10 protein-coding genes are annotated in these 12,885 nt (G+C 66.4%); 8 read left to right on the forward strand and 2 right to left on the reverse strand.

Annotated features, from left to right (window positions below):
- Positions 1 to 863: 863 nt before the first annotated feature.
- Positions 864 to 1,622 carry an SDR family oxidoreductase gene (locus QXZ94_RS26355; RefSeq protein WP_315723323.1) on the reverse strand — a complete coding sequence of 253 codons (759 nt, stop codon included), beginning with the start codon at positions 1,620 to 1,622 and terminating at the stop codon, positions 864 to 866.
- Positions 1,623 to 1,804: 182 nt separating this feature from the next.
- Here QXZ94_RS26355 and QXZ94_RS26360 point away from each other — a divergent pair, with 182 nt between their 5' ends.
- Positions 1,805 to 3,331: a malonyl-CoA synthase gene (locus tag QXZ94_RS26360; protein ID WP_315723325.1), complete on the forward strand. Its 1,527-nt coding sequence runs from the start codon at positions 1,805 to 1,807 to the stop codon at positions 3,329 to 3,331.
- 7 nt (positions 3,332 to 3,338) lie between these two features.
- On the opposite strand, the gene QXZ94_RS26365 is transcribed toward QXZ94_RS26360, so the two are convergent.
- The gene (locus tag QXZ94_RS26365) at positions 3,339 to 3,596 is read right to left on the reverse strand and encodes a hypothetical protein (RefSeq protein ID WP_315723327.1); all 258 of its coding nucleotides are present in this window, start codon (positions 3,594 to 3,596) and stop codon (positions 3,339 to 3,341) included.
- Positions 3,597 to 4,168: 572 nt separating this feature from the next.
- Between QXZ94_RS26365 and sdhC the strand changes: the two genes are divergently transcribed.
- From sdhC to QXZ94_RS26400, 7 genes are all read left to right on the forward strand, one after another.
- The gene (gene sdhC / locus QXZ94_RS26370; protein WP_015663402.1) at positions 4,169 to 4,567 is read left to right on the forward strand and encodes a succinate dehydrogenase, cytochrome b556 subunit; all 399 of its coding nucleotides are present in this window, start codon (positions 4,169 to 4,171) and stop codon (positions 4,565 to 4,567) included.
- Positions 4,568 to 4,587: 20 nt separating this feature from the next.
- Positions 4,588 to 4,962: a succinate dehydrogenase, hydrophobic membrane anchor protein gene (sdhD, locus tag QXZ94_RS26375; RefSeq protein WP_172113083.1), complete on the forward strand. Its 375-nt coding sequence runs from the start codon at positions 4,588 to 4,590 to the stop codon at positions 4,960 to 4,962.
- 3 nt (positions 4,963 to 4,965) lie between these two features.
- Entirely contained in the window at positions 4,966 to 6,804 is a 1,839-nt protein-coding gene (gene sdhA, locus QXZ94_RS26380; RefSeq protein WP_315723329.1) for a succinate dehydrogenase flavoprotein subunit, read from the forward strand.
- Positions 6,805 to 6,838: 34 nt separating this feature from the next.
- Positions 6,839 to 7,621: a succinate dehydrogenase iron-sulfur subunit gene (locus QXZ94_RS26385; protein ID WP_172113059.1), complete on the forward strand. Its 783-nt coding sequence runs from the start codon at positions 6,839 to 6,841 to the stop codon at positions 7,619 to 7,621.
- A gap of 121 nt (positions 7,622 to 7,742) precedes the next feature.
- Entirely contained in the window at positions 7,743 to 9,893 is a 2,151-nt protein-coding gene (locus QXZ94_RS26390; RefSeq protein ID WP_315723331.1) for an ATP-binding protein, read from the forward strand.
- A gap of 60 nt (positions 9,894 to 9,953) precedes the next feature.
- Positions 9,954 to 11,909, forward strand: coding sequence for an ABC transporter ATP-binding protein/permease (locus tag QXZ94_RS26395; RefSeq protein WP_315723333.1), 1,956 nt, complete (start codon positions 9,954 to 9,956; stop codon positions 11,907 to 11,909).
- Between the two features lie 136 nt (positions 11,910 to 12,045).
- Positions 12,046 to 12,873 (forward strand): FkbM family methyltransferase, encoded by an 828-nt coding sequence (locus QXZ94_RS26400; RefSeq protein WP_315723335.1) that lies wholly within the window; start codon positions 12,046 to 12,048, stop codon positions 12,871 to 12,873.
- Positions 12,874 to 12,885 lie beyond the last annotated feature (12 nt).

Genomic DNA, 12,885 nt, shown 5'->3' on the forward strand with positions numbered 1-12,885 from the left:
GCGAGGTGCACGCGGGATCGTCGAGTTCGCTCCAGCCAGGCTCTCTGCCGTCATCCCCGGGCGCGCGCAGCGCGAGCCCGGGATCCATGACCACAGGCCGTGGTGAGACGGCAGGTGGTCGACATCGTGCGACCGACAGCGGACACGGCGTATGGATTCCGGGCTCGTGCTGCGCACGCCCCGGAATGACAGCGGTGAACGTCGTTTTCAGCATCCCCCTCACGCGCAAACTGCCCGTCGTGTTAGTTTGTCGCAGCATCGAGCCTTGTGCCGTCGGGCAAATCACCTGCACATTTCCGCGCGTCCCTGCTGCCGCATGAGGGGCGTGTCGCGACCGTCACGAGACGTTGGCAGTGGGATGCGATGGGCGTGTGTCGACGCAGCGTGACTTGGTTGCGCGGACGAACGGCGAGGCACGCACGGTCAAGTCGCGCGGTCCTGACATCCCGACGCTGATGTCAAGCGGGTGCCGGCACCTCTGCGTGTCGCGCTCGTGATGGTGGCCAGCAAGCCGGCGCACCAGGGAGAACGCGAAGCAGCCGTTAAAACCGTTGCGCGGGGAGGGCCGGGCGTTTTCGGCCAGACCTGTGGTACCTGCCGCCTGCATTTTTTTCCGCAGGCGGGCCACGGGCGCGGCCAGCGCCCGGCCTTCCCCGCGCCCTCTGTTTTGAAGAGGGCGGTGACTTTCAGCACAACTCGGGCGCATCGTGTCGCGAGGACTTTTCCGCATATCCCACCGTCATGCCCCGCGAAGGCGGGGCATCCAGTACGCCGCGGCCTCTCAATTCAGTCACAGGCGTCTCGGAGTACTGGATCGCCCGGTCAAGCCGGGCGATGACGCCGAGGGTGGCGATCGATCCATCTCACTCCCTGTTCGCCGGCGTCTGGATGAAACCCCGATTCCACGTCGGGCTGATCAGGATCTCGTTGACGCACACCCGCGGCGGCATGTTCGCGACGAACGCAATCGTCCGGCCGAGGTCCTCCGGCTGCAGCATGCGCGCCTGCTCCTCGGCGCTCGGCACCACCGGGCGCTGCTCCAGGATCGGGGTCGCGACCTCGCCCGGCATCAGGCAACAGGCGCGCAGGCCGTTCGCACATTCCTCCATGTTGAAGGAGTGCGTCAGCGCCAGCACCGCGTGCTTGGTCGCGGTGTAGGCCGGGCCCGGCATCTTCGAGACATGGCGGCCGGCCCAGGACGAGACGTTGATGATGGTGCCGTCCTGCTGCTTGCGCATCGCCGGCAGCACCGCCTTCATGCCATACAGCACGCCGTTGAGATTGATCTCGACCAGCTGGTTCCAGCCCTCGAGCGTCATGTCGTCCCAGCGCCGCCGCGGCACGTTCACGCCGGCCGAGTTGACCAGCAGATCGATGCGGCCGTGACGCATCAGGATCGCGTCGGCTGCGGCCTGCACGTCGGCCGCCCTGGCGACATCGAGCACGACGGCCTCGGCCGTGCCGCCATCGCCTGCGATCCGCGCCACCACGGCATCGAGCGCCGCCTTGCGCCGGCCCGACACCACGACGGTCCAGCCATCCGCGGCCAGCGCCAGCGCGCCGGCCTCACCGATCCCGGTGCCGCCACCGGTGATCCACGCGACCCGTTTCCCCTTGGTCATTTCCTTGCGTCTCCCGTTGCCTTCGAAAGGGCGTTTTTGCTAAGGCAGCCTCGATCAGAGACGGCAATCCAGGCGACGCCGCCGCTGCCATCCGCCGTCCCGGCCCTTTTCGTCTTCGTCGAGCGCGTTGTTCCGCCGGCTGATACAGCCGGCCCAGCCGCGCTCTTGAGGGGAATGTTTGCATGAACCACGCCGCCAACGCCAATCTGTTTGCCCGCCTGTTCGACGGCCTCGACGATCCGAGCCGCCTGGCGATCGAGACCCATGACGGCCAGCGCATCTCCTATGGCGACCTGGTCGCGCGCGCCGGGCAGATGGCGAACGTGCTGGTGGCGCGTGGCGTCAAGCCGGGTGACCGGGTCGCGGCGCAGACCGAGAAGTCGGTCTCCGGTCTGGTGCTTTATCTGGCCACGGTCAGGGCCGGCGGCGTCTATCTGCCGCTCAACACGGCCTATACGCTCAACGAACTCGACTATTTCATCGGCGACGCCGAGCCGACGGTCGTGGTGTGCGATCCGGCCAAGGCCGAGGGCATCGGCGCGCTCGCGGCCAAGGTCGGCGCCAAGGTGGAAACGCTGGATGCGTCGGGCAAGGGCTCGCTGACCGAGGCGGCCGACAAGGCCGACAGCGCGTTCACCACCGTGCCGCGCACATCGGACGATCTCGCCGCGATCCTCTACACGTCCGGCACCACCGGCCGCTCCAAGGGCGCGATGCTGTCTCACGACAACCTCGCCTCGAACTCGCTGACCCTGATCGACTACTGGCGCTTCACCAGGGACGACGTGCTGATCCACGCGCTGCCGATCTATCATACCCACGGCCTGTTCGTGGCCAGCAACGTCACGCTGTTCGCGCGGGCGTCGATGATCTTCCTGCCGAAGCTCGACCCAGACCTGATCATCAATTTGATGGCGCGCGCGACCGTGCTGATGGGTGTGCCCACCTTCTACACGCGGCTGTTGCAGAACCCGCGGCTGTCGAAGGAGACGACCAGCCACATGCGGCTCTTCATCTCCGGCTCGGCGCCGTTGCTCGCCGACACCCATCGCGAGTGGTTCGCGCGCACCGGCCACGCCGTGCTCGAGCGCTACGGCATGACCGAGACCAACATGAACACGTCGAATCCCTATGAAGGCGAGCGCGTCCCCGGCGCGGTCGGCTTCCCGCTGCCCGGCGTGTCCGTGCGTGTCACCGATCCCGAGACCGCCAAGGAGCTCGCGCGCGATGACATCGGCATGATCGAGGTGAAGGGCCCGAACGTGTTCAAGGGCTACTGGCGGATGCCGGAGAAGACCAAGTCGGAATTCCGCGACGACGGCTTCTTCATCACCGGCGACCTCGGCAAGATCGACAGCCAGGGCTACGTCCACATCGTCGGACGCGGCAAGGATCTCGTCATCTCCGGCGGCTTCAACGTCTATCCGAAGGAGATCGAGAGCGAGATCGACGCCATGCCGGGCGTGGTGGAATCCGCCGTCATCGGCGTGCCGCATGCCGATTTCGGCGAGGGCGTCACCGCCGTCGTCGTGAAGCATCCCGGCGCCGATGTCAGCGAGGCCGGCGTGCTCAAGGGTCTCGACGGCCGACTCGCCAAGTTCAAGATGCCCAAGCGCGTGTTCGTGGTCGACGAGCTGCCGCGCAACACCATGGGCAAGGTGCAGAAGAACGTGCTGCGTGACCAGTACAAGGACATCTATACGAAGTGACGACGGCTTAGCGCCGTCGCGCGATCGCGAGACCTGCGAGTGCGGCCAGCGGCGGCGCGGCGCAGATCAGCACGAGTTCGAGCACGGCGAGCGATGCGATCTCGTGCTGGATGGCGAGCGCGGCACAGGCCGCGAACAGGCCGGCGGCGGTGAAGCCGAGCACGCAGGTCAGCGGCTCCTCGGCGGGCTCATGCGAGGACGCCTTGCGCGCCGGCAGCGCAGCCGGGCGTTCGGTCGTCGTGGGCCGTACCGTGGGAACGGGCATCGGACCTCCCTCGCATGCGCCGTTTTCCCGGCGTTCCCGCGCAGCCTAGGCCGCTTCGTCGAACGCCGACATGCGACAAAATGGACCGGCCGAGAGGCCTGTGCGGGACGGAGGAACGCCCGCGGGCGGGTGGCGATTGGCCTCGGCGGCGCGTGGTCGGGAGGTCGGAGGCCTCGCTCGGGTCCCGCGAATCCATCCGATCAGGTTTGCAGATTCAGCGGCCCCGACGGCCGCGCCTCGGCGAAACCGGGGAGGCCACGACCGTAGTTAAGCGGTGAATCAACGCTCTACGATCTACGTTATTTTATCGTCCGGGAATGCAGAGCACAGCGGAAGCGAGGGAATAGAGATGAATCTTTGTTCGCTTTATCGGGAGGCGCTCCCTTCTGGTATGCCACGGTGGCGATTGATCCTTTCTTCACGTGTCCCGTAGTATTGAATCGCCGTTCGGTTTTGAGGCATTTGTCCGTTGCAACACCTGTTCCTTCTCCGTAAATAAAGGCCGCCTTGCCGATCCACACGGCCGCAAGCCCCTTCCGTTCACGGCCCACAAGAAATCATCAAAGCAACCAATGACAGCCAGGATCGAACGACCGCTTTCGCCGCATCTGCAAACCTACCGCTGGACGCTGACGATGATCCTGTCGATCGTCCATCGCGCCACCGGGGTTGCACTATATTTCGGGACGCTGCTGCTGGCCTGGTGGCTGATCGCCGCCGCGTCTGGCCCCAGCGCCTATTCCTACGTCCAGGGCTTCATGGGCAGCTTCCTCGGCCGTCTGATCGTGTTCGGCTACACCTGGGCGCTGCTGCACCACCTGTTGTCCGGCATCCGCCACTTCGTCTGGGACCTCGGCTACGGCTTCAAGGCCAACGAGCGCGAGGCGCTCACCTGGGGCGCCCTGATCGGCGGCATCTTCCTGACCGTTCTGGTGTGGATCGTGGCCTACGCAGTGGGAGGCGGCCGATGAGCAACGCACGCGCGAAATCGATGCGGACCCCGCTCGGCCGCGTCCGCAATCTGGGGGCAGCCCATTCCGGCACCGGTGATTTCTGGCGCCAGCGCATCACAGCGGTGGCGATGACCCTGCTGATCGTGCCGGTCGTGGTGGTTGTGATCATGCTGCTCGGCCGCAACCAGGCCGGTGCGGCGCAGATCCTCGGCTCGATTCCGATCGCCGTGATCATGCTGCTGTTCGTGATCGCGAGCTGCTGGCACATGAAGATCGGCATGCAGGTGGTGATCGAGGACTACGTCCACAACGAGCCGCTCAAGCTCGTTGCGATCATGGCCAACAACTTCTTTGCGGTGACCGTGGCGCTCGCCTCGATCTACGCCCTCATCAAACTGTCCACTGGAGTCTAGCCCATGGCCGGCGGAGCAAATGGCAGCGCGAACAGCGCGCCCGCGACGAACGGAAAAGCCTATCCGATCGAGGACCACACCTACGACGTCGTCGTGGTCGGCGCCGGTGGCGCGGGCCTGCGCGCCGTGGTCGGCTGCAGCGAGGCGGGCCTGCGCACGGCCTGCATCACCAAGGTGTTTCCGACCCGCTCGCACACCGTGGCAGCGCAAGGCGGCATCTCGGCCTCGCTCGGCAACATGCATCAGGACGACTGGCGCTGGCACATGTACGACACCGTCAAGGGGTCGGACTGGCTCGGCGACCAGGACGCGATCGAATACATGGTGCGCAACGCGCCGGACGCCGTCTACGAGCTCGAACATTGGGGCGTGCCGTTCTCGCGCACCGAGGATGGCAAGATCTACCAGCGCCCGTTCGGCGGCATGACAATGGACTACGGCAAGGGCCAGGCGCAGCGCACCTGCGCCGCCGCCGACCGCACCGGTCACGCGATGCTGCACACGATGTATGGCCAGTCGCTGCGCCATGCCGCGGAGTTCTTCATCGAGTTCTTCGCCATCGACCTGATCATGGACGACCAGGGCGTCTGCCGCGGCGTGATCGCGCTGAAGCTCGATGATGGCACGCTGCATCGCTTCCGCGCCCAGACCACCATTCTCGCCACCGGCGGCTATGGCCGCGCCTACGCCTCCTGCACCTCGGCGCACACCTGCACCGGGGACGGCGGCGGCATGGCGCTGCGCGCCGGCCTGCCGTTGCAGGACATGGAGTTCGTGCAGTTCCACCCGACCGGCATCTACGGCTCGGGCTGTCTCGTGACCGAGGGCGCGCGCGGCGAGGGCGGCTATCTCGTCAACTCCGAGGGCGAGCGCTTCATGGAGCGCTATGCGCCGTCCGCGAAGGACCTCGCCTCGCGCGACGTCGTCTCGCGCGCGATGACCATTGAGATCCGCGAAGGCCGCGGCGTCGGCAAGAAGAAGGACCACATCTTCCTGCATCTCGACCATCTCGATCCGAAGGTGCTGGCCGAGCGTCTGCCGGGCATCTCCGAGTCGGCCAAGATCTTCGCCAATGTCGACGTCACCCGCGAGCCGATCCCGATCGTGCCGACGGTGCACTACAACATGGGCGGCATCCCGACCAACTATCACGCCGAGGTGCTGACCAAGAAGGACGGCGACGACAATGCGATCGTCCCCGGCCTGATGGCGGTGGGCGAGGCGGCCTGCGTCTCCGTGCACGGCGCCAACCGTCTCGGCTCCAACTCGCTGATCGACCTCGTGGTGTTCGGCCGCGCCGCGGCGCTCCGGTTGGCCGAGAAGCTGACGCCGAACGGCAAGCAGCCCGATCTGCCGAAGGATTCCGCGGACCTCGCGCTCGGCCGTCTCGATCACTACCGCCATTCGTCCGGCGGTACGCCGACGGCGAAGCTGCGCGAGAGCATGCAGCACGTGATGCAGACCAATTGCGCCGTGTTCCGCACCGGCGAGGTGCTGCAGGAAGGTCACAACCTCATTCACAAGGTGTATGGCGGCATCGGCGACATCGCCGTGTCCGACCGCTCGCTGGTGTGGAATTCCGACCTGATCGAGACGCTCGAGTTCGACAATCTCATCGCGCAGGCGGTGGTGACGATGGACTCCGCGGTCAATCGCACCGAGAGCCGCGGCGCGCATGCGCGCGAGGACTTCCCGGATCGCGACGACAAGAGCTGGATGAAGCATACGCTGGCGTGGATCGACAACAAGGACGGCAAGACCACGATCGATTACCGCCCGGTGCACAACTACACCATGACCAACGACGTCCAGTACATTCCGCCCAAGGCGCGGGTGTACTGAGCCCGTCCGTCATAACCTGAGAAGGCCTATCGAAATGGCTGAGTTCGCACTTCCGAAGAATTCGCAGATCACCGGCGGCAAGACGTGGCCGAAGCCGGCGGGCGCCACCGAGGTCCGCGAGTTCAAGGTCTATCGCTGGAATCCGGACGACGGCAAGAATCCGAGCGTCGACACCTACTACGTCGACGTCAACGATTGCGGCCCGATGGTGCTCGACGGCCTGATCTGGATCAAGAACCACATCGACCCGTCGCTGACCTTCCGCCGCTCCTGCCGCGAAGGTGTGTGCGGTTCCTGCGCGATGAACATCGACGGCCAGAACACGCTCGCCTGCACCCGCTCGATGCACGACGTGAAGGACGGAGCGGTCAAGATCAATCCGCTGCCGCACCAGCCGGTGGTCAAGGATCTGGTGCCGGACCTCACCAACTTCTACGCCCAGTACGCCTCGATCGAGCCGTGGCTGAAGACGACCTCGCCGACGCCGCAGAAGGAATGGCGGCAGAGCCACGAGGATCGCGAGAAGCTCGACGGCCTCTACGAGTGTATCCTGTGCGCCTGCTGCTCGACCTCGTGCCCGAGCTACTGGTGGAACAGCGAGCGCTATCTCGGTCCGGCCGCGCTGCTGCAGGCGACGCGCTGGGTCAAGGACAGCCGCGACGAGGCGACCGGCGAGCGGCTCGACAATCTCGAGGATCCGTTCCGGCTGTACCGCTGCCACACCATTATGAACTGCGCCAAGGCCTGCCCGAAGGGGTTGAACCCGGCCGAGGCGATCGCCGAGCTCAAGCTCAAGCTGGTCGAGCGGCAGATCTAGCCGCCCGGCAGGGTTCGCCCTTGTACCTTCGCGCCCGGGAACGTCATAAGTTCCGGGCGTAGCTGGTTTGTCGCCAGCAACGATTGCGTTAAGCTCGTGGCCTTCTGGGGCCGGAGCGACCGTGCAGACCGCACAACGCAAATCGCTGACGATGCTGCGCTGGATGATGGTCGCATCGCTGGCGTTGCCAGTCGCGCTGTTCCTCATCGCGGGCTATGTATCCTACGGCACGACCTACGAGGAGGCCGACCGCGAGATCCGCCGTTCGCGGGACGTCGTCCACGAGCACGCGCTGAAGGTGTTCGAGACCATCGACCGCAGCCTGTCGGAGATCGACGAGATCGTCCGCGACCTCACCGATGCGGATATCAAGGCGCGCGAGCAGGTGCTGCATGCGCGGCTGCGTCAACTGTCGGACGCGCTGCCGCAGCTGAAGTCGGCCTGGGTGTTCGACGCCCACGGCCGGCCGCTGGTCAACAGCATGCTCTACCCGGCCCCGGACACGTCGTTCCTGGACCGCGACTACTTCGATGCCCATGTCAAGGAGAGCGTCGGCACCTTCATCGGCGCGACCTTGACGCCGCGCTCGCCCTACCAGGGCGCAGCCTTCTTCAGCATCAGCCGCCGCCGCCAGTCCGACGACGGCAGCTTCATCGGAATCATCCAGATCTCCGTGCTGCCCGATTATTTCGAGCACTTCTATGCCCGCATCGGACGTGCCCCCGGCAGCTACTTCGCGCTGCGGCGGTTTGACGGTCTCGTCCACGCCCGCTTTCCGGTGACGGAGCGAAGCGCGGGCCCGGCGCCGCACGACATCCCGGCCATGGCGGCCGACACCGGCCAGCTGGTGACGGAGACCTCGCCGCTCGATGGGGTCGAGCGCCGCGTCGGCTACCAGCGTCTGGCCGGCTATCCTGTCTACGTCTCCGCCGGATTGGACACGGCGACGATCCGCAACCGCTGGCTTGGCACCATGAGCCGGCACCTGATCTTCGGCATTCCTGCGACGGTCCTGCTGATCATCTTCCTCACCCTCGCACGGCGGCGGACAGAGCACTTCTATGTCGAGGCCGCCCGGCGCCTGGAGGCCGAGGATGCACTCAGGCATGGCCAGCGCATGGAGGCGCTGGGTCAGCTCACCGGCGGCGTCGCGCACGACTTCAACAACCTGCTCACGGTGATACGCGCCTCGGCCGACCTGCTGCGCCGCCCCAACCTGCCGGACGAGCGGCGGCAGCGCTATATCGACGCGATCTCGGACACCGTCGCGCGGGCGTCCAAGCTGACCTCGCAGCTGCTGGCCTTTGCCCGCCGCCAGACCCTGAAACCCGAGGTGTTCGACATCGGCCGCAGCGTCGTCACCCTGCGCGACATGACCAAGACCCTGGTCGGCTCGCGCATCGAGGTCGTGACCTCGGTGCCGCCCGAGCCCTGCTACGTCAATGCCGATGCCGGCCAGTTCGAGACGGCCCTGATCAACATGGCCGTCAATGCCCGCGACGCCATGGCCGGCCAGGGAGTTCTGAGCATCGCCGTTGCCCCCGCGTCTGATCTGCCAACTCCCGTCGCGCCGCACGACCGCCCGCCGCTCGGCTATGTCGCCATTGCGGTGCAGGACACCGGCATCGGGATCCCGCAGGACCAGTTCAGCCGCATCTTCGAGCCGTTCTTCACCACCAAGACCATCGGCCACGGCACCGGTCTTGGTCTGTCGCAGGTGTTCGGCTTCGCCAAGCAGTCCGGCGGTGAAATCGGGGTGACCAGCGAGGTCGGCCGCGGCGCCACCTTCACGCTCTATCTGCCGCGGGTGGCGCCTTCGCATGAGCCGCGGAGCGAAGCGGCAGGCCACGCGGTGCCGATCGGCGGGCGGGGCATGTCGGTGCTGGTGGTCGAGGACAACATCGATGTCGGGAGATCGGCGACCGAGGCGCTGGCCGAGCTCGGCTATCTCACCACGCTGGTCGACAATGCCAGGGACGCCCTGGAAGAGCTGGTCGGCGGCGCCAGCCGGTTCGACGTGGTGTTCACGGATGTCGTCATGCCGGGAATGACGGGACTCGAGCTCGCGGAGGAGATTCGCCGGCTCGATCTGAACATTCCCGTCGTGCTCGCGAGCGGCTACAGCCACGTCCTGGCCCAACAGGGCACCAATGGCTTCGAGCTGCTGCGCAAGCCCTACTCCATCGAGGAATTGTCGCGCGTGCTTCACAAGGTCGTCCCGGTGCCGCACCATCGCGCGCCGCCGGTGGCGCCGAATTCGGAGGTGGGTTGACCGGTTGCAAACTGGGAACCCCGACAGGGAACCTTCTACTCAGGCTGCTGTTATTGCGCCATGGGACAGGTCCAGGACACTGAGCGGCCCGCTGTTTCGGAGCCTGCGCCGGCGCCGATCATCGAGATCGCCGCCGAGAATGGCGATCACGTCGAGCCGCCGCCACCGGAGGTCGTCGAGCCCGATCCGGAGCTGACGCCGGAAGCGGCCGAGCAGGTTCGCAAACGCTATCTGCTCACTCGGTTCTGGATCAGCGCACGCGGCTATTGGGGAAAAGCGGGCGATCGCCTGGCTTGGCCGTTCACGATCGGTCTCCTCGTCCTGATCGTCGGCACGGTCGCGTTCCAATACGGCATTAATGTCTGGAACAGGTCGATCTTCGACGCGATCGAGAAGCGCGATTCCGCGACCGTCTTTCATCTGACCGCAATCTTCTTCCCGCTGGCGATCGGCAGCGTCATCCTCGGCGTCGCGCAGGTCTATGCGCGCATGGCGATCCAGCGGCGCTGGCGCGCCTGGCTGACCAATAGCGTGGTGACGCGCTGGCTGACCAACGGACGCTACTATCAGCTCAACCTCGTCAGCGGCGATCATAAGAACCCGGAATACCGGATCGCCGAGGATCTGCGGATCGCGACGGACTCGCCCGTCGACTTCGTGGCGGGCGTGAGCTCGGCGCTGCTATCGGCCGTGACGTTCATCGTCGTGCTCTGGACCATCGGCGGCGCGCTGACGCTGCACCTCGGCGGCACCGAGCTGACCATCCCGGGCTTTCTGGTGATCGCGGCGATCGTTTACGCTGCCATCGCCTCCGGCTCGATCATGACGATCGGCCGCCGCTTCGTGCAGACATCCGAGGACAAGAACCAGGCCGAGGCCGACTTTCGCTACACCCTGACGCGCGTGCGCGAGAATGGCGAAAGCATCGCGCTGCTCGGCGGCGAGACCGAGGAGCGCGCCGGCATCGACAGGACCTTCGGCAACGTGCTGCAGCAATGGGCGCGGCTCGCCGGCCAGCATATGCGCACCACCCTGGTCTCGCAGGGGTCGAGCCTCATCGCGCCCGTGGTGCCGCTGCTGCTGTGCGCGCCGAAATTCCTCGACGGCAGCATGACGCTCGGGCAGGTGATGCAGGCGGCGAGCGCGTTCACGATCGTGCAGACGGCCTTCGGCTGGCTCGTCGACAACTATCCGCGGCTCGCCGATTGGAACGCATGCGCTCGCCGTATCGCCTCGCTGATGATGTCGCTGGACGCGCTGGAGCGCGCCGAGCGCGGCGATGGTCTCGGCCGCATCAAGCGTGGCGAGACCACGGGCGAGGCGATGCTGACCCTGAATGATCTTTCGGTGACGCTCGACGACGGCACCGCGGTCGTCGGCGAGACCGAGGTCGTGGTCGATCCCGGCGAGCGACTGCTCGTCGCCGGTGAATCGGGGACGGGCAAGAGCACGCTGGTGCGTGCGATCGCCGGCCTCTGGCCGTGGGGCGGCGGCAGCATCAACTTCCACCCCGACCGCCAGCTGTTCATGCTGCCGCAGCGGCCTTACGTCCCCTCGGGCAGTCTCCGCCGTGCCGTCGCCTATCCGGGCGCCGCCGAGGACTGGAGCGTGGACCAGGTTGGAGAAGCGCTCCACAAGGTCGGCCTCGATCATCTCAGGGATCGGATCGAGGAGGAGGCGCCATGGGACCAGACTCTGTCCGGCGGCGAGAAGCAGCGTCTTGCCTTCGCACGCCTGCTGCTGCACATGCCCGACATCGTCGTTCTCGACGAGGCGACGTCCGCGCTCGACGAAAAGAGTCAGGACCAGATGATGCAGATGGTGACGGGCGAGTTGCCCAAGGCGACGATCGTCAGCGTCGCGCATCGCGCCGAGCTCGAGGCTTTCCACAGCCGCAAGATCGTGCTGGAGCGGCGCAAGGGCGGCGCCAAGCTCGTGAGCGACATCGATCTCATTCCCCGCAAGGGCAAGCGCCGCCTCATCGGACGCTTCCTGCGCCAGCGCAAGGCGGTCTGACCGGCACGGAGACGTCGGCGGGCCCGGCGCGAGCCGGAGCGCCGTCGCGGTGACACCACAATGCGGCCATCTCGGCTGCATTGGAGTCGGCGGCAAAACCGGCTATCACTCGGCGCCCTCATTCCAGGACCCGACCTTGACGCCCGACAACGATCCTTCTCCGGCCCCTTTCGGAGCCTTCGCACCCAATGCCGCGCAGGCCCTGGTGATCCGGCTGGCGCATGGTTCGGGGCTGAAGCGCGGTGCATTCCGACCGATGCTGACGCGGCTCGTCAACCTGCTGCGGGCCGGACCGCTCGACGTCGACTATCAGGGCGCCAATTTCCGCTTCCACCATCAGGTCAGCGCGACCGAGCGCGGTGCGCTGTTCAATCCCGACTACAACCGCGAGGAGCTCGACTTTCTGCGCAGCCACCTTCCGGAGGGAGGCGTCGCCGTGGACGTCGGCGCCAATGTCGGGACATTCGCCTTGCCGCTTGCGCGTCACGTCGGGCCGCGCGGTCGCGTGATCGCGATCGAGCCGCATCCGGTGACCCATGCGCGGCTCAGCTTCAACCGCGATGCATCCGCGCTGGCCCAAGTCACGCTCGTTGCCGCTGCGGCGGGTGACAGCGACGGCGAGGTCATGATCGAAACCGACGGTGACAATCTCGGCGCCAGCCACGTCGTGACCGGCACCGCCGGCGGCGAGGCCTTCAGGGTCCCGTCGCTGCGGCTGCAGGCCATCCTCGAACGAGCCGGTGCAACACAGCTTGACGCGCTGAAGATCGATGTCGAGGGCTTCGAGGACCGCGTGCTGACCTGCTTCTTCCGCGACGCGCCCTCCGCGCTGTGGCCGCGGGCCATCGTGATCGAGCACTTGTCGCGCGACGAGTGGCAGAACGATTGTCTCGCCGACATGATCAGCCGCGGCTATCGCGAGGTCGGCCGCACACGCAGCAACACTCTCCTCCTCCGCGACTGAGTCAGAGGGGAT

This window comes from Bradyrhizobium sp. SZCCHNS2022 (genome assembly GCF_032377575.1).
Lineage (GTDB): Bacteria > Pseudomonadota > Alphaproteobacteria > Rhizobiales > Xanthobacteraceae > Bradyrhizobium > Bradyrhizobium aeschynomenes.

Excerpts from the sequence above, each read along its gene's own strand:
- QXZ94_RS26385 (WP_172113059.1), top strand. The coding sequence starts at position 6,839 with ATGGCTGAGTTCGCACTTCCGAAGAATTCGCAGATCACCGGCGGCAAG.
- QXZ94_RS26360 (WP_315723325.1), top strand. The coding sequence starts at position 1,805 with ATGAACCACGCCGCCAACGCCAATCTGTTTGCCCGCCTGTTCGACGGC.
- sdhA (WP_315723329.1), top strand. The coding sequence starts at position 4,966 with ATGGCCGGCGGAGCAAATGGCAGCGCGAACAGCGCGCCCGCGACGAAC.
- sdhD (WP_172113083.1), top strand. The coding sequence starts at position 4,588 with ATGCGGACCCCGCTCGGCCGCGTCCGCAATCTGGGGGCAGCCCATTCC.
- sdhC (WP_015663402.1), top strand. The coding sequence starts at position 4,169 with ATGACAGCCAGGATCGAACGACCGCTTTCGCCGCATCTGCAAACCTAC.
- QXZ94_RS26395 (WP_315723333.1), top strand. The coding sequence starts at position 9,954 with ATGGGACAGGTCCAGGACACTGAGCGGCCCGCTGTTTCGGAGCCTGCG.
- QXZ94_RS26355 (WP_315723323.1), bottom strand. The coding sequence starts at position 1,622 with ATGACCAAGGGGAAACGGGTCGCGTGGATCACCGGTGGCGGCACCGGG.
- QXZ94_RS26365 (WP_315723327.1), bottom strand. The coding sequence starts at position 3,596 with ATGCCCGTTCCCACGGTACGGCCCACGACGACCGAACGCCCGGCTGCG.